The following is a 15,957-nucleotide window of genomic DNA, read 5'->3' as shown; positions in this document are numbered from 1 at the left end:
AGCCTGAGCGAAGTAAACACAGCTTTTAAAAAGTGCGATACTGTCAAAGTTGACAGGTGGTGATCTGTACAGCATGTATTGCCGGGAATGAATTGGGGGCGAAGATCACGGCGAACCGGGTGCTGGATGAAATCGATCTGCCTGAGTAGCCCTTCCCTTACGGTGAATGGATTGACTGTGATGAGAGAATTTATCCCCTCGCCACAGGAAATCCCATCACAACAGGAGCTCAGTGTTTGGGGGAGGCCATCCGCAACAGCCGAGCAATGTCTGTCGCCCGTTCACGCAACAATCGCGGTGCGTCGGCACACGCCTGTGCCAGTGTCATCGGCCCGCTTGCCAAGGCAAACGCAGCGTCGATGCCGTGGGCATACAATTGCTGGTACCCCTCGCCCAGCGTGCCGGCGATGACGATGACGGGCACACCCTGTTCCCGGGCAATACGCGCCACACCGAACGGAGTTTTGCCGCGCAGGGTTTGTGCGTCGAAACGCCCTTCGCCGGTGATCAACAGGTCGGCATTTTTGATCGCATCGGCCAGGCCAACCAGCTCGGCGACCACTTCAACCCCGGCCTTGAACTGCGCCCCCAGGAACGCCTTGGCGGCAAACCCCAGGCCGCCCGCCGCGCCGCTGCCCGGTTCGTCGCGCACATCCTTGTCCAAGGCGCTGGCGCAGTGATCGGCAAAGTGTCCGAGGGCGTGATCGAGCAGTTCGACCTGCTCGGCTGAGGCACCCTTTTGCGGGCCGAAAATCGCTGAGGCCCCGTGAGCGCCACACAGTGGATTGTTGACGTCCGCCGCAATGTCGAAACGCACCTGCGTCACACGCGGATCGATGTTGCTCAGGTCGATGCGAAACAGTTGCGCGAGTGCGAGACCACCTGCTGCCAGGCGCTGGCCCTGAGCGTCTAACAGCTCCACACCCAAGGCTTGCATCGCCCCCGCACCGCCGTCGTTGGTGGCACTGCCGCCGATGGCCAGAATGATGCGCTGCGCCCCGGCATCGAGTGCGGCGCGGATCAGCTCACCGGTGCCGTAGGTGCTAGTGACGCACGCATCGCGCTGTTCGACCGGCACCAACTGCAAACCGCTGGCTTCGGCCATTTCGATGATCGCGGTGTGACTGTGGGGTAACCAGCCCCAGGCTGCATTCACCGTTGCACCGAGAGGCCCACGCACCGGGGTCCGGCGCAATTGGCCATTGCAGGCCGCCAGCACCGACTCGACCGTTCCTTCCCCGCCGTCGGCCATCGGGCATTTGACTAATTGCGCTTCAGGCCAGACCTCTGCCAAGCCCAGGGCAATGGCATCGGCGACGCCTTGAGCGCTGAGGCTGTCCTTGAACGAATCGGGGGCAATGACGATTTTCATGGGGGTTCTCCAGTTCCAATGCCACCCATGCTGCCAGCCGCCATGAACAATAACGCCAGGCTGCTGCACAAGCGGCACTGGGGATTATTGTTCATTTCCACAAAACCCGGGGCTCACGCAGGGGTGTCTGCCTGGGGCAGCAACTGCACGCCAAGGTAGAGGGCGAGCATCCCGTCCAGCTTCAGTGGATCAACGCCACTGAGCTCGGCAATCCGCTCCATCCGGTAACGCAAACTGTTGCGATGAATGCCCAGCGCATCGGCGCAGGCCTGGCTCTGGCCATCGTGCTCACACCAACTGCGCAGGGTCGCCAGCAGTTGGCCGTTGTTGTCCCTGGCGATGACTTTACGCAATGGGTTGAGCAGCTCGTCCAGTGCATCGTCGTTGCGATGGCGCCACAGCAACACCGGCAGCCGATAGCGGTTAAGCGATAGCAAGCGGGATTGGGGCAACACGTCGCGCCCATAGGCCAGCAAGTCGCCGACCCGATGATAGCCTCGACGCAACCCCGGCAGCCCATCCGCCTGCCCGCCCACGGCCATGCGCAGGATGTTCCAGCCCAGGCCATCGAGTTTTTCCAGCAGTCGCTCGTTCTCCACGGCCTGGTTCGCCGGTCGGCACCACAACAACGAAGTCTTGGCCGAGCTCACGCACCAGCTGTCCGGGTAACGACTTGTCAGCCAGGCACTGAGCGCTTCGACGGTGTGCCCCGGCCCCTTCTCCACGCCCAACTCGAACAGGCAAGGCACCCGCGTCAGGTGCGGCTTGAGCCCGAGCTGTTGCGCTTCGTCGATCAGTCGCGGCGAGCTGCCGCCGTCGCTGAGCAGCAACGCCAGCAGGTCATCGCAACGCTGGCGCCGCCATTGCTGTTCGACCTGTTGGTTGCGTTGGCCCACCAGCATCTCGGCGGTCATGCGCACCAGCGCGGCGTAGGTGCGCAATTGCTCGGGCTCGCCGGTAAGGCCGAGTACGCCGATCAAGCGCTGGTCGAGCATCAGCGGCAGGTTGATACCCGGCTGCACACCCTTGAGGTGGATCGCGGTCTGCGCGTCGATCTCCACCACGCGGCCGTTGGCCAACACCAGTTGCGCGCCTTCATGCCGGGTGTTGACGCGTTCCGGTTCGCCGCTGCCAAGTATCAATCCCTGGCTGTCCATGACATTGACGTTGTACGGCAGGATGGCCATCGCCCGGTCGACGATGTCCTGGGCCAGGTCGTGATCGAGTTCGAACATAGCGGGGTTCCTTGAAACGTGGGGTGGTCGAAACTCATTGGGCGATCAACGTTACCCTGTGCATCGCAAGAAATCATGATAAAGAACGCCAGCCTGTCACAGAGCGTTTGCCCCGCTGTGCCATTCTGGTATTTGATTGAGCCTTTCCCTCCGGCAAAAGGATTTCCCCATGAGCTATCGCACGCTGGGCCACTCGGGCCTGCAGGTGTCCACCCTGACCCTGGGTACCATGATGTTTGGCGAGCAGACCAATACCGAAGATTCCCTGCGCATCATCGACAAGGCCTGGGACCAGGGCATCAATTTCATCGACACCGCCGACGTCTACACCAACGGCCGGTCCGAAGAGATCGTCGGCGAGGCCATTGCCAGTCGCCGCCAGGAATGGGTGTTGGCCACCAAGGTCGGTTTCGGCCCGGTGGACGGTGTGCCGAACCGCAGCGGCCTGAGTCGCAAGCACATCTTCAACGGCATCGAGGCCAGCCTGACGCGCCTGGGTACCGACTACCTGGACATTTATTACCTGCACCGCGAAGACCACAACACGCCGCTGGAGGTCACGGTGTCGGCCATTGGCGACCTGATTCGCCAGGGCAAGATCCGCTATTGGGGCCTGTCGAATTACCGTGGCTGGCGCATCGCCGAGGTGATTCGCGTGGCCGACAAGCTCGGTGTCGACCGGCCGGTGATCAGCCAGCCGCTGTACAACATCGTCAACCGCCAGGCGGAAACCGAACAGCTCACTGCCGCGCAAAACTACGGCCTCGGGGTGGTGCCCTACAGTCCGTTGGCGCGCGGCGTGCTCAGCGGCAAGTACGCGCCGGACGCCAAGCCGGATGCCAACAGCCGTGCAGGACGCGCCGACAAACGCATCCTGGAAACCGAATGGCGCGTCGAGTCCTTGCGCATTGCGCAGAAAATTGCGCAATACACTCAGGAGCGCGGCGTGGGTATCGTCGAGTTCGCCATCGCCTGGGTGCTGAACAACAGCGCTGTGACGTCGGCCATTGTCGGCCCGCGTACTGAAGAACAGTGGGATGCCTACACCAAGGCGCAGGCGGTGCAGATTACGGCTGAGGATGAAGCCTTCATCGATTCGCTGGTGACACCGGGGCATGCGTCGACGCCGGGGTTCAATGATGTGAGCCATTTCGTTCCTGGCCGCACACCGTACAGCTGAAGTAACACCAAGCCACTGTAGGAGTGAGCCTGCTCGCGATAGCGGTACTACATTCAACAGAGATGTTGACTGAAAGACCGCTATCGCGAGCAGGCTCGCTCCTACAAGGGATGTTGTAAATATTGATCATCCGGCCAATATTCAGCACAAAAACCACGTATCCTCCGCACCCGGTTTTACGTTCAACCTCGCGAGGACAGCTTGTCAAAAGGTATCGCTTTATCGGTTTCGGCCTCTGTGCTGTTTGCCGTCATGTATTACTACACCTCACTGCTCAAGCCGTTGAGCGGCGTGGAGATTTTCGGCTGGCGCATGCTGTTGACCGTGCCGTGCATGACCCTGTTCATGGTGGTGTCGGGGGAATGGCGGCGCGTGGTCGATCTGCTACGTCGGTTCAGCGCCCAACCAAAGTTGATCGGCATCCTGTTCGTCTCGGCGGCGTTGCTGGGCGTTCAGCTCTGGCTGTTCATGTGGGCACCGCTCAATGGCTACAGCCTCGATGTGTCGCTGGGCTATTTCCTGTTGCCGCTGGCCATGGTGCTGACCGGGCGCATCGCCTACGGCGAACGCCTGTCGTACCTGCAAAAGGTCGCGGTGTTCTTCGCAAGCCTGGGTGTGGTCAATGAGCTGTATCAGGTAGGCGGTTTCTCCTGGGCGACACTGGTGGTGGTCGTGGGTTATCCGCTGTATTTCGTGGTGCGCAAGTGGTTGAAGACTGACAACCTCGGCGGGCTGTGGGTGGACATGACCCTGATGCTGCCGATCGCGTACTGGTTCGTGCGCAGCGGCGAACAAGGCTTCGGCGTCTTCGACCAGCACCCGGCATTGGCGTGGCTGATCCCCCTGCTGGGCCTGATCAGCGCTTCGGCGCTGGTGGTCTACATCATCGCCAGTCGCTTGCTGCCGTTCAGCCTGTTCGGGTTATTGAGCTACGTGGAGCCGGTGCTGTTGCTGGGTGTGGCGTTGTTGCTGGGGGAAAGCATCAAGCCCGGGGAATGGCTGACCTATATTCCTATCTGGATGGCGGTAGTGGTGTTGGTGTTCGAAGGGTTCAAGCATCTGGTTCGACAACGCCGCAAACCAATGTAGGAGCAAAGCTTGCTCGCGATGGACGCGCTGCGGTAAACCTGCTGAACCGCGTTATCGTTCATCGCGGGCAAGCCTTGCTCCTACAAGGGCAAAAACGAAGAAGCCCGATCTGCATGGATGCAGATCGGGCTTCTTTACATCTGAATCGGCTTAGTCGGTGGACAACACACCACGACGCACCTGATCGCGCTCAATGGATTCGAACAGCGCCTTGAAGTTGCCTTCACCGAATCCGTCATCCCCTTTGCGCTGGATGAATTCGAAGAACACCGGCCCCATCAGGGTTTCCGAGAAGATCTGCAGCAGCAGGCGCTTGTCGCCCGCCTCGGACGAACCGTCCAGCAGGATGCCACGCGCCTGCAGCTCGCCCACCGGCTCGCCGTGGTTGGGCAAACGGCCTTCGAGCATTTCGTAGTAGGTGTCCGGTGGCGCGGTCATGAAGCGCATGCCGATGCTTTTCAGGTGATCCCAGGTCTTGAGCAGGTCATCGCTGAGAAACGCCACGTGCTGGATGCCCTCGCCGTTGAACTGCATCAGGAACTCTTCGATCTGCCCGGCGCCCTTGGACGATTCTTCGTTCAGCGGGATGCGGATCATGCCGTCCGGCGCGGTCATGGCCTTGGAAGTCAGGCCGGTGTATTCGCCCTTGATGTCGAAGTAGCGGATTTCGCGGAAGTTGAACAGCTTCTCGTAGAAGTTAGCCCAGTAGGCCATGCGACCGCGATACACGTTGTGGGTCAGGTGATCGATGATCTTCAGGCCAGCGCCGACCGGGTGACGGTCAACGCCATCGAGGAACACGAAGTCGATGTCGTAGATCGAGCTGCCTTCGCCGAAACGGTCGATCAGGTACAGCGGCGCACCACCAATGCCCTTGATCGCCGGCAGGTTCAGCTCCATCGGGCCGGTCTCGATGTGGATCGGCTGGGCACCGAGTTCCAGGGCGCGCTTGTAGGCCTTTTGCGAATCCTTGACCCGGAACGCCATGCCGCACACCGACGGACCATGCTCGGCGGCAAAGTACGAGGCGACACTGTGGGGTTCGTTGTTGAGGATCAGGTTAATCGCGCCCTGGCGATACAGGTGCACGTCTTTGGAGCGATGGGTCGCGACCTTGGTGAAGCCCATGATCTCGAAGATCGGCTCCAGGGTATTGGGAGTCGGCGATGCGAGCTCGATGAATTCAAAGCCCATCAGGCCCATTGGGTTTTCGTATAAATCTGCCATGGTTGGCGCCTCATCATCTTTATCAATTAACGAATGTTAGTTGCTAGCAATGCTGAGACCGGCGGGTGGCGCGCAGGAGATGCCCCGCACGCTGCGGGCGAGGAAATCACCGTAGATCAATTGAAACCCGAATATCTTCATTGTCGACCCAAGGCTCTGAGGGCGAGGCTTCTGCTGCCAGAAGACGATTATTATTGTATGCGTAACCTGATTCTACACAGCGTAAATCGTTTTGTCCGCCTCTTGTATCAAATCCCCTTTTTCCCCCGACGCGCAAGGGTTTGTTTTACCCCCGATGACCGCTCATCGCCGCGCCTGGGATACCCTTGGGGGCGTAAGTGCCAGGGGCCAACTATCCTGCCTCGTACTTGAACGCTTCATGGGAGGCATCACTACCTGCCAGCCGTTGATAGCCCGACTTCATCGATACAGGTTTCGCCAATGCCACTGAAAACCAACACCCGCCCGCGCAGCATGCGGCTCGCCGTGACCTTGCTGTGTGGACTGCTGCCGGTCCTGCTGGGTTTTGCCATTCTTTACATGCAGGCTGAACGTGTACTCAGGCTCAGCACCCAACACACCGCCGAAGAAGCGACTCGCCAGTTCGAACTGATGCTCGACAACACCGCCCAGGCGGCGCGCGAGTTGTTGCCGTTGGCGGGCCAGAGCTGCATTGACGTCAACCTGGCGTTGCGTGAGCAGGTGACACGGCGTCCCTTCGTGCGCTCGACCACCCTGCTGTGGGACGACACCATCTATTGCAGCTCATTGTTCGGTGACTATCACGAAAAAATTGCCTCTGGAGATTATGCCAACGGCCAGTTGCTGTTGATGAAGGGCAACCTCGTGACGCCCGACACCGCGTTGCTGGTTTATCGACTCGGCGACGGCAAACGGGGCGCCATGAGCACACTGGACGGTTACCACCTGAGTAATCTCATGCGCCTGATCGGGCGTCGGACCTTGCTGTTGCTGCAGGTCGGGCCTGCCTGGTTGTCCGCCGACGGCAGCTTTCACGAGGGCGAACCACCCAGGTTCCCCGTCGCAGAAAACAGGCTGGCATCCTCGCGTTATCCCTTCAGCGTAACGGCCGGTTTCCCCGAAGGCGAAGTGTGGCGCTACATGCGCAGCGAATACCCGCCACTGTTCAGCTTGTTGCTGTTCTTCGGGGTGATTTCCGCTTTGATCGGGCACGTCTTGCAAAAGCGTTCGTCGTCGCCAACCCTGGAGATGCAGCGCGCACTGGACGCGGCAGAGTTCGTACCGTACTTCCAGCCAGTAGTGCAGGCGCAGAGCAAGAAATGCACGGGGGTCGAGGTGCTGATGCGCTGGAACCATCCCAAGGAAGGCCTGGTCCGCGCCGATCTGTTCATTCCGTTTGCCGAACACTGCGGACTGATCGTGCCGATGACCCGCTCGATCATGCAACAAACCGCCAGGCTGCTGGCACCGCGGTCGGCGTCCTTTGACGAGCCGTTTCATGTCGGCATCAATATCACCGCCAATCATTGCCAGGACCTTGCACTGGTCGAGGATTGCCGCCAGTTCCTCGACGCCTTTGCCCCCGGCTCCATCCACCTGGTACTGGAGTTGACCGAGCGCAAACTGATCGAGCCCACGGCCATCACCCTTCAACTGTTCGAGCAACTGCATGAGCTTGGCGTGATGATCGCCATCGACGACTTCGGCACCGGCCACTCGAGCCTCGGCTACCTGCGCCAGTTCAATGTGGACTTCCTGAAAATCGACCAGAGCTTCGTCGCCATGATCGGCATCGATACCCTGTCCAGCCACATTCTGGACAGCATCATCGAGCTGGCGGTCAAGCTCGACCTGGCAATGGTTGCAGAAGGTGTGGAAACCCCGGAGCAAAGTGACTACCTGACGGCCCACAAAGTGAACTACCTGCAAGGTTATCTGTTTGGCCGACCGATGCCTGCGGCAGACTTCATTAATGCATTAAGTGATGATTAACTAGTGGCCTTTAGCAGCGATTCAACGACACGCCGCCCTCCTCCATTTGAATCAAGGTACAACTCTTGTTACATGAAGAAAAAGTCATGATTTACTCTTGATCCATTAACTACTACAATTTTTCATGCCTGCACCAGATTGGCAGGTGAGCCATTTATCACCGAGTCGCTTCAAGGCTCTTGGCTTATAGCTTTGTTTGCGGTTGGTATCAGCCACACACACTATTGGAGTAAAGATATTGTCCAGACTCGCTGAATTTCGTGCAGCTGAAAAGGCCCTTCAAGAGCAGCTCAAGCAGCTGGAATCCCTGAAGAACGATGCCGGGCTCAAGAAAGAAATCGAATTCGAAGAAAAGCTCCAGGGGCTGATGAAAACCTACGGCAAGAGCCTGCGCGACATTATCGCCATCCTCGACCCGAACCCGGCAAAATCCGGTCTGCAACAGGCCGCCCCAAAAACCCGCCGCGCCCGCGTGGTCAAGGTTTATCAGAACCCGCATACCGGCGAGCTGATTGAAACCAAGGGCGGCAACCACCGTGGACTGAAGGCCTGGAAGGAACAATACGGTGCCGCCACCGTTGATTCCTGGCTGCGCGGCTAAACCCTCGCACTGAAAAAACAAAGCCCTGCACCTGCAGGGCTTTTTTCATTGACGGCATCTAAAGACAAGCCTGCCCGGTACTTTCCAGGCAACTTTGTGCTTAATCCTTTTGGCTATCTAACACTATCGGCACAGGCATGAAATCGGCGCTCATTGAAGCCTTCAACTAAAGTTTCAAGCCGTTACGGGCTGCCTCTATTTCATTCTGACTGGCCTTATAAGCGTCGGCCTGCCCGGCGTAGGAAAGTACGTAGGCCTTATCGGCATCCACGGCGGCGACCAATGTTTGAGACAGCACATGCCGCCCGTTCTGCGTGATGGTGCAAGTGGTTTCAAGGGCCGGCAAGCGGCTCAACGTGGTCGGGTGAATCCGGTTGCAGACACTTTGATAGCCACCTTGGAAAAAGTCTTTCTGCACCGACTTGCGCATCTCCAGCAACACCGCTTCCAGGTTCACCTGATGACCGCTTTGCACCCGGCTCATGGTCAATTCCATCACCATCAAGGGTTCGCCTTGCGCATTATTCTTGATCGCACGCTGGCGACTCACACCGGAGCCGGCCTCGCCCTGGGCAATGGCTTCGACCTCCCAGCCCGGCGGCCACTCCACCACTGGCTCATCGGCGTAGGCCCGGGCAAACACCGAAAGCACGCCACTCAAGATAATCAACGCCTTGCACAATCGAACCATTGCCATGAACACCCAGCCAGTTAGCCCTGAAGTTTGATCTTCGGCCGGCGGCCAGGCAATAGCAGTCGCTTTGGGTTTGGTGATGTCGCCACCCATGCGTATCATTGTCGCCAGCCCCATTTATTTTCCGGAGGGCCCATGAGCCTGCAAGAACTGAACACCTTCCCCGGCGTGACCGCACAGCCCGACACCGCCACCCAGCAATTCGTCTTCAACCACACCATGCTGCGGGTCAAGGACATCACCAAGTCCCTGGACTTCTACACGCGCATTCTCGGCTTCTCGCTGGTAGAGAAACGCGATTTTCCGGAAGCGAAGTTCAGCTTGTACTTCCTCGCCCTGATCGACAAGAGCCAGATTCCGGCCGATGCCGCTGAGCGTACGCAATGGATGAAATCGATCCCCGGCATACTCGAACTGACCCATAACCACGGCAGCGAGAACGATGCGGACTTCGCTTATCACAACGGCAATACCGAACCACGCGGGTTCGGCCACATCTGCATTTCCGTGCCGGATATCGTCGCTGCGTGTGAGCGCTTCGAAGCGCTGGGCTGTGACTTCCAGAAGCGCCTGAATGACGGCCACATGAAGACCCTGGCGTTTATCAAGGACCCGGATGCCTACTGGGTCGAGATCATCCAGCCTGCCCCGTTATAAAAAGCCGGCTGCCACTGATCGTTCCCACGCTCTGCGTGGGAATGCAGCCCGGGACGCTTCGCGCCCCAAAAAGCGTGACGCAGAGCGTCACAGGAGGCGTTACCACGCAGAGCGTGGGAACGATCATGTGACAGACACAAAAAACCCCATGATCACTCATGGGGTTTCGTGTTTTCAGCGTCCGATTTATGCCGGCGCCGAGGTGCGGATCAAGTGGTCGAATGCGCTCAGGGAAGCCTTGGCGCCCTCGCCCACTGCGATCACGATCTGCTTGTACGGCACGGTGGTCACGTCACCGGCAGCGAACACGCCAGGCACAGATGTTTCGCCACGGGCATCGACGATGATCTCGCCACGCGGTGACAGCTCGATGGTGCCTTTAAGCCAATCGGTATTGGGCAACAGACCGATCTGCACGAAGATCCCTTCCAGTTCCACGCTACGCAATTCTTCGCTCTGGCGATCCTTGTAGCGCAGGCCGTTGACCTTCTGCCCGTCGCCCGTCACCTCAGTGGTTTGCGCACTGGTGATCACGGTCACGTTCGGCAGGCTGTGCAACTTGCGCTGCAATACCGCATCGGCACGCAACTGTACGTCGAACTCCAGCAGCGTGACATGGGACACGATACCGGCCAGGTCGATGGCCGCTTCGACGCCGGAGTTGCCGCCGCCAATCACCGCCACGCGCTTGCCCTTGAACAACGGGCCGTCGCAGTGCGGGCAGTACGCCACGCCCTTGTTGCGGTACTGCTGCTCACCGGGCACGTTCATTTCACGCCACCGCGCACCGGTGGCCAGGATCACCGTCCTGGCCTTGAGTTTCGCGCCGCTGGCGAAGTGGACTTCGTGCAGCTCGCCCGCTTTGCCGGGCAGCAATTTGTCGGCGCGCTGCAGGTTCATGATGTCCACGTCGTATTGCTTGACGTGCTCTTCCAGGGCGACCGCCAGTTTCGGCCCTTCGGTCTCCTGCACGGAGATGAAGTTTTCGATGGCCATGGTGTCCAGCACCTGGCCGCCAAAACGCTCAGCCGCGACACCCGTGCGAATGCCTTTGCGCGCGGCATAGATCGCCGCCGAGGCACCGGCTGGACCACCGCCCACCACCAGCACGTCAAAGGCCTCCTTGGCGCTGATCTTCTCGGCCTGGCGTTCGATGCCGCTGGTGTCGATTTTCGCGAGGATTTCTTCCAGGCCCATGCGGCCCTGGCCGAAATTCACGCCGTTGAGGTAGATGCTCGGTACCGCCATGACCTGGCGCTCATCGACTTCAGCCTGGAACAGCGCGCCGTCGATGGCGACGTGGCGGATATTGGGGTTGAGCACTGCCATCAGGTTCAACGCCTGGACCACGTCCGGGCAGTTCTGGCAGGACAGCGAGAAGTACGTCTCGAAGTTGAACTCGCCCTTGAGCGAGCGGATCTGTTCGATCACTTCAACACTGGCTTTGGAAGGGTGGCCGCCGACTTGCAGCAAGGCCAGCACCAGGGACGTGAATTCGTGGCCCATCGGGATACCGGCGAAACGCAGGCTGATATCGGCGCCGGGGCGGTTGATCGAGAACGATGGCTTGCGTGCGTCATCACCGTTGTCGAGCAAGGTAATCTGGGTGGAAAGACTGGCAACGTCTTTCAACAGTTCGAGCATTTCCCGGGATTTCGCACCGTCGTCGAGGGAGGCAACGATCTCGATCGGCTGGGTGACCCGTTCCAGGTACGACTTCAACTGGGTTTTAAGATTGGTGTCCAACATACGGGCGATTTCCTTGAATTTTTTAGACAAAAAAAACGCCCGAGCGAATCTCGCCCGGGCGTTTTTATTGGGCGGTGCAGCTTGCTTAGAAGGTGCGGGAGTCCGCCCTGATGAAGCGCGTCACAGACTTAGATCTTGCCAACCAGGTCCAGGGACGGCGCCAGAGTGGCTTCGCCTTCTTTCCACTTGGCTGGGCAAACCTGGCCCGGGTGTGCAGCGACGTACTGGGCAGCCTTGATCTTGCGCAGCAGCTCGGAAGCGTCACGACCAACACCGCCGTCGTTCAGCTCAACGATCTTGATCTGGCCTTCAGGGTTGATCACGAAGGTGCCACGGTCAGCCAGGCCAGCTTCTTCGATCAGCACGTCGAAGTTGCGGGAGATGGCGTGGGTCGGGTCGCCGATCATGGTGTACTGGATCTTGCCGATCGCTGGCGAAGTGTTGTGCCAGGCAGCGTGGGCAAAGTGGGTGTCGGTGGAAACGCTGTAGATCTCGACGCCCAGCTTCTGGAAGGCGTCGTAGTTGTCAGCCAGGTCTTCCAGCTCGGTCGGGCAAACGAAGGTGAAGTCGGCCGGATAGAAGAACACCACGGACCATTTGCCCTTGAGGTCAGCGTCCGAGACTTTTACGAAGTCGCCATTTTTGAATGCGTCAGCTTTGAACGGTTTAACTTGGCTGTTGATGATAGGCATCGTTGACTCTCCGTCAGGGGTTAAGAAGTTGATGGAGAGAACTTTACCCACTCGACGGACGGTTGGCTCATTGGCAAACCTCATGCCGCTGATTGGCTTTCGCTATTAACCAATAGTATTGATAGAAGAAAACCGAATTACGGCCACAACGGGTACAATGCGCTTTTTCGTGGTACGTACCACACAGCAAATACTAGGAGATTCCATGGCCCGTGGCGGCGTGAACAAACAGGTGGTGCAAGCGGCGCGATTGGCGATCCTTGCCCGTGGCGAAAACCCCAGCATCGATGCCGTACGGATTGAAATGGGCAATACCGGCTCGAAAACCACGATCCATCGCATTATGAAGGAGCTCGATGATAGCACCCCGGACACCGACGAGGCGCCACCCGAGCCGATCGACGAAGAGCTGTTGGCGTTGGTAACGCGCCTGGCGCAGCGCCTCAAGGAACAGGCACAGGAACCCATTGACCAGGCCCGCGAGGAATACGAGCAACAACGCAAGGCACTGGAAACGCAGCTGCAACAAGCCGAGCAAGCCAATACCCAATTGCAGCAACACTATGAACTGCAGAGCCTGGCACTGACCCAGGAATCCGAGGCGCTGCAAAGCACGCTTGCCCTGCTGCAGGGTGAACAAACCCGCAACGCCGGGCTGACACAGGCATTGGCCGATTTCGACCTGCGCCTGCAAGACAAGGACGAGCAGATTCGCTCGCTCGAAGAGAAACACCTGCACAGCCGTGATGCCCTGGAGCAACACCGCAATGCGGTCAAGGAGCAGCGCGAGCAAGAGCAAAACCGCCACGAAAGCCAGGTGCAGCAACTGCAGATGGAGGTGCGCCAGGCACAACAAAGCGCCTTGGTACGCCAGGACGAAATCACCCAGCTGCACCGCGACAACGAACGCCTGCTGACCGAGAACCGCGGCACACAGCGCGAGCTGAGCCTGTTGCAAGAACAGCTCAAGCAAAGCAACACCCGCCAGGATCAACTGTTCGACCAGGCCAATCGCGTCGACAGCGACCGCACCCTCCTCCAGGAACGCCTGCGCGTGGCCATGCTGGAAAGCCAGGCGCTCAAACAGAGCGTCGAGGAACAAGCACAGGTCAACAAGTCACTGGACATCGAACTGCAGAAAACCCGGGCAGAACTGGAAGAAAGCGTGCGCCTGGCCGCTGCCATTACAGCAGCGCCAGACGTCGCCAGAATCGACTAAGCGCCGACCGGTGTCCGCAGGGTAACGAACTCTTCGGCGGCCGTCGGATGCACACCGATGGTTTCGTCGAAGTGGCGCTTGGTGGCGCCGGCCTTCAAGGCGATGGCCAGGCCCTGGACGATTTCACCAGCCTCCGGGCCGACCATGTGGCAGCCCAGCACCTTGTCGGTCTGGGCATCCACCACCAGCTTCATCAACGTGCGCTCCTGGCATTCGGTCAGGGTCAGCTTCATCGGCCGGAAGCGGCTTTCGAAGAGTTGCACCTCGTGGCCGGCTTCGCGTGCTTCTTCCTCAGTCAGGCCGACCGTGCCGATATTGGGCAGGCTGAACACCGCGGTCGGGATCATCTTGTAATCCACCGGGCGATACTGTTCAGGCTTGAACAAGCGTCGCGCTACCGCCATGCCTTCAGCCAGCGCCACCGGCGTCAGCTGCACCCGGCCGATCACATCGCCCAAGGCCAGGATCGACGGCTCGGCCGTCTGGTACAGGTCATCCACCTCGACGAAGCCTTTCTTGTCGAGCTTCACCCCAGTGTTTTCCAGCCCAAGATTGTCCAGCATCGGACGTCGACCGGTGGCGTAGAACACGCAATCGGCCTCCAGCTGGCGACCATCCTTGAGGGTCACTTTCAGGCTGCCATCAGCTTGCTTGTCGATACGTTCGATGTCGGCATTGAATTGCAGGTCCATGCCGCGCTTGGTCAGTTCTTCCTGCAAATGCTTGCGCACCGAACCGTCGAAGCCACGCAGGAACAACTCACCGCGATACAGCAACGTGGTCTGGGCGCCCAAGCCGTGGAAGATGCCGGCGAATTCGACGGCGATGTAACCACCGCCCACTACCAGCACGCGCTTGGGCAGCTCCTTGAGGAAAAACGCCTGGTTGGAACTGATCGCGTGCTCGTGCCCGGGAATCTCGGGAATCTGCGGCCAGCCGCCGGTAGCGATCAGGATGTTTTTAGCCGTGTGGCGCTCGCCATTGATCTCGACGGTATTCGGATCGACGATCTTGGCGTGGCCTTCGTGCAGCGTCACACCACTGTTGACCAGCAGGTTGCGGTAAATGCCGTTGAGGCGATTGATCTCGCGATCCTTGTTGGCGATCAGCGTCGCCCAGTCGAACTGCGCCTCGTCCAGGCTCCAGCCGAACCCCGAAGCCTGCTCGAAATCCTCGGCGAAATGCGCACCATAGACCAGCAGTTTTTTCGGCACACAGCCAACGTTCACACAGGTGCCGCCCAGGTAACGACTCTCGGCCACCGCCACTTTCGCGCCAAAGCCGGCCGCAAACCGGGCCGCCCGCACACCGCCAGAACCGGCGCCAATCACATAAAGGTCAAAATCGTAGGCCATTTTCAATCTCCTCGGCAGGTGACCAGCATACCTGCGGGCGGCCGATGAGCAAGCGTTGTGCTGAAATGCCCGGGCTGTGCGATGCGCGGCCCAATCTCCGTAAGCCTGGGTCCTTCTGGAAACCATGCACCGCGGTGTATCTATTAGAACGGCAATCCTTCTTCTGTAGGAGCGTGGCTTGCCCGCGAACCAGGCGCTGCGGTGTGTCTGTTGTACCGCGTTATCATTCTTCGCCGGCAAGTCGGATCGCCGCACCGCTGGCTCCTACAGGTACGGCTCCCGATCAGGTCGGCTACCAGGCCGCCTCGCTTTGCAGTTGCTTTGGCTTTTGATTTTCTTGCCCCCTCACGCCCTGAGCCTGTCCGTCAACCTGTGACGACCTCCATCGGGACCTCTACCAACGTTGGTCCATACCGTGTCAAAGCTTCTGGGAGATGGTTGTCTGAGTACATATCCGTTGCTGCGGTAACGGCCACTTATGGTTTCGCTCTTACAGCGACTCCCTTTTTCAAACGCCAAAAAGGAAGGAAAAGGCTTTGCCCCACCACTCGGTGCCTCGCTGTGGCTCGGCATGCCCTCACTCCGGCATTGCTCCGTGGGTCGCCGCGATGGGCCATCCCTGNNGCCGGTTTCCCCACTGCGCAATGCCTGCGTTCGGCCAGCGTGGTTTAACGGGGCACCCAAATCTAAAGCCAAAGCGAGGCGGCCTTATAGCCGACCTGACCTTTCCGGTTACCCCCAACCTGATCGTTCCCACGCTCTGCGTGGGAATGCATCCTGTGACNNGAGCGTCCCTGGCGGCATTCCCACGCAGAGCGTGGGAACGATCACATCGCGGACAGACCTGGAATCAAGTCGGCTTTAAGGCCGCCTCGCTTTGCTTTGGTTTTTGATTTTCTTGCCCCATCGAGAG

At 59.3% G+C, this 15,957-nt stretch carries 13 protein-coding genes; 6 read left to right on the top strand and 7 right to left on the bottom strand.

Going from position 1 to position 15,957, the window contains the following annotated elements; all coding sequences use genetic code 11:
- Positions 1-229: 229 nt before the first annotated feature.
- Both HFK74_RS29640 and HFK74_RS29635 read right to left on the bottom strand, forming a co-directional pair.
- Positions 230-1,372: a glycerate kinase gene (locus HFK74_RS29640; protein ID WP_180206631.1), complete on the bottom strand. Its 1,143-nt coding sequence runs from the start codon at positions 1,370-1,372 to the stop codon at positions 230-232.
- A 113-nt stretch (positions 1,373-1,485) separates the two neighbouring features.
- Positions 1,486-2,607 (bottom strand): sugar diacid recognition domain-containing protein, encoded by a 1,122-nt coding sequence (locus HFK74_RS29635; protein ID WP_180206630.1) that lies wholly within the window; start codon positions 2,605-2,607, stop codon positions 1,486-1,488.
- A 169-nt stretch (positions 2,608-2,776) separates the two neighbouring features.
- Between HFK74_RS29635 and HFK74_RS29630 the strand changes: the two genes are divergently transcribed.
- The gene (locus HFK74_RS29630) at positions 2,777-3,787 is read left to right on the top strand and encodes an aldo/keto reductase (protein WP_180206629.1); all 1,011 of its coding nucleotides are present in this window, start codon (positions 2,777-2,779) and stop codon (positions 3,785-3,787) included.
- A 201-nt stretch (positions 3,788-3,988) separates the two neighbouring features.
- Entirely contained in the window at positions 3,989-4,876 is an 888-nt protein-coding gene (gene rarD / locus HFK74_RS29625) for an EamA family transporter RarD (protein WP_180206628.1), read from the top strand.
- Positions 4,877-5,026: 150 nt separating this feature from the next.
- Here rarD and hppD read toward each other — a convergent pair whose 3' ends face one another.
- Positions 5,027-6,103: a 4-hydroxyphenylpyruvate dioxygenase gene (gene hppD, locus HFK74_RS29620; protein WP_180206627.1), complete on the bottom strand. Its 1,077-nt coding sequence runs from the start codon at positions 6,101-6,103 to the stop codon at positions 5,027-5,029.
- Between the two features lie 441 nt (positions 6,104-6,544).
- On the opposite strand from hppD, the gene HFK74_RS29615 reads away from it, so the two are divergent.
- Both HFK74_RS29615 and HFK74_RS29610 read left to right on the top strand, forming a co-directional pair.
- Positions 6,545-8,077: an EAL domain-containing protein gene (locus tag HFK74_RS29615; RefSeq protein ID WP_180206626.1), complete on the top strand. Its 1,533-nt coding sequence runs from the start codon at positions 6,545-6,547 to the stop codon at positions 8,075-8,077.
- Positions 8,078-8,315: 238 nt separating this feature from the next.
- Complete coding sequence (locus HFK74_RS29610) at positions 8,316-8,678, top strand: histone-like nucleoid-structuring protein, MvaT/MvaU family (RefSeq protein WP_008065377.1); 363 nt, start codon at positions 8,316-8,318, stop codon at positions 8,676-8,678.
- A 166-nt stretch (positions 8,679-8,844) separates the two neighbouring features.
- Here HFK74_RS29610 and HFK74_RS29605 read toward each other — a convergent pair whose 3' ends face one another.
- Complete coding sequence (locus tag HFK74_RS29605; RefSeq protein ID WP_180206678.1) at positions 8,845-9,369, bottom strand: DUF4946 domain-containing protein; 525 nt, start codon at positions 9,367-9,369, stop codon at positions 8,845-8,847.
- Between the two features lie 138 nt (positions 9,370-9,507).
- On the opposite strand from HFK74_RS29605, the gene gloA reads away from it, so the two are divergent.
- The gene (gene gloA, locus HFK74_RS29600) at positions 9,508-10,029 is read left to right on the top strand and encodes a lactoylglutathione lyase (RefSeq protein ID WP_180206625.1); all 522 of its coding nucleotides are present in this window, start codon (positions 9,508-9,510) and stop codon (positions 10,027-10,029) included.
- Positions 10,030-10,215: 186 nt separating this feature from the next.
- Here the strand turns inward: gloA and ahpF are convergent, their stop codons facing one another.
- Positions 10,216-11,778 (bottom strand): alkyl hydroperoxide reductase subunit F, encoded by a 1,563-nt coding sequence (gene ahpF, locus HFK74_RS29595; protein WP_180206624.1) that lies wholly within the window; start codon positions 11,776-11,778, stop codon positions 10,216-10,218.
- A 128-nt stretch (positions 11,779-11,906) separates the two neighbouring features.
- A complete protein-coding gene (gene ahpC / locus HFK74_RS29590) occupies positions 11,907-12,470 on the bottom strand; it encodes an alkyl hydroperoxide reductase subunit C (RefSeq protein WP_007975937.1) in 564 nt (187 codons plus the stop codon).
- Between the two features lie 205 nt (positions 12,471-12,675).
- On the opposite strand from ahpC, the gene HFK74_RS29585 reads away from it, so the two are divergent.
- Positions 12,676-13,689: a DNA-binding protein gene (locus tag HFK74_RS29585; protein ID WP_180206623.1), complete on the top strand. Its 1,014-nt coding sequence runs from the start codon at positions 12,676-12,678 to the stop codon at positions 13,687-13,689.
- Here HFK74_RS29585 and gorA read toward each other — a convergent pair.
- Positions 13,686-15,044, bottom strand: a complete 1,359-nt coding sequence (gene gorA, locus HFK74_RS29580; RefSeq protein WP_180206622.1) for a glutathione-disulfide reductase — start codon at positions 15,042-15,044, stop codon at positions 13,686-13,688. The two genes, HFK74_RS29585 and gorA, sit on opposite strands and share 4 nt — an antisense overlap.
- Positions 15,045-15,957 lie beyond the last annotated feature (913 nt).

This window comes from Pseudomonas sp. SbOxS1 (genome assembly GCF_013416725.1).
In the GTDB taxonomy this organism is placed as follows: Bacteria; Pseudomonadota; Gammaproteobacteria; order Pseudomonadales; family Pseudomonadaceae; genus Aquipseudomonas.
This window is presented reverse-complemented; position numbering and strand designations above follow the sequence as displayed.

What these genes read in the sequence shown, in the direction of transcription:
- HFK74_RS29640 (WP_180206631.1), bottom strand. Translation starts at nt 1,372, where the DNA reads ATGAAAATCGTCATTGCCCCCGATTCGTTCAAGGACAGCCTCAGCGCT.
- HFK74_RS29635 (WP_180206630.1), bottom strand. Translation starts at nt 2,607, where the DNA reads ATGTTCGAACTCGATCACGACCTGGCCCAGGACATCGTCGACCGGGCG.
- HFK74_RS29630 (WP_180206629.1), top strand. Translation starts at nt 2,777, where the DNA reads ATGAGCTATCGCACGCTGGGCCACTCGGGCCTGCAGGTGTCCACCCTG.
- hppD (WP_180206627.1), bottom strand. Translation starts at nt 6,103, where the DNA reads ATGGCAGATTTATACGAAAACCCAATGGGCCTGATGGGCTTTGAATTC.
- HFK74_RS29615 (WP_180206626.1), top strand. Translation starts at nt 6,545, where the DNA reads ATGCCACTGAAAACCAACACCCGCCCGCGCAGCATGCGGCTCGCCGTG.
- HFK74_RS29605 (WP_180206678.1), bottom strand. Translation starts at nt 9,369, where the DNA reads ATGGTTCGATTGTGCAAGGCGTTGATTATCTTGAGTGGCGTGCTTTCG.
- gloA (WP_180206625.1), top strand. Translation starts at nt 9,508, where the DNA reads ATGAGCCTGCAAGAACTGAACACCTTCCCCGGCGTGACCGCACAGCCC.
- ahpF (WP_180206624.1), bottom strand. Translation starts at nt 11,778, where the DNA reads ATGTTGGACACCAATCTTAAAACCCAGTTGAAGTCGTACCTGGAACGG.
- ahpC (WP_007975937.1), bottom strand. Translation starts at nt 12,470, where the DNA reads ATGCCTATCATCAACAGCCAAGTTAAACCGTTCAAAGCTGACGCATTC.
- HFK74_RS29585 (WP_180206623.1), top strand. Translation starts at nt 12,676, where the DNA reads ATGGCCCGTGGCGGCGTGAACAAACAGGTGGTGCAAGCGGCGCGATTG.
- gorA (WP_180206622.1), bottom strand. Translation starts at nt 15,044, where the DNA reads ATGGCCTACGATTTTGACCTTTATGTGATTGGCGCCGGTTCTGGCGGT.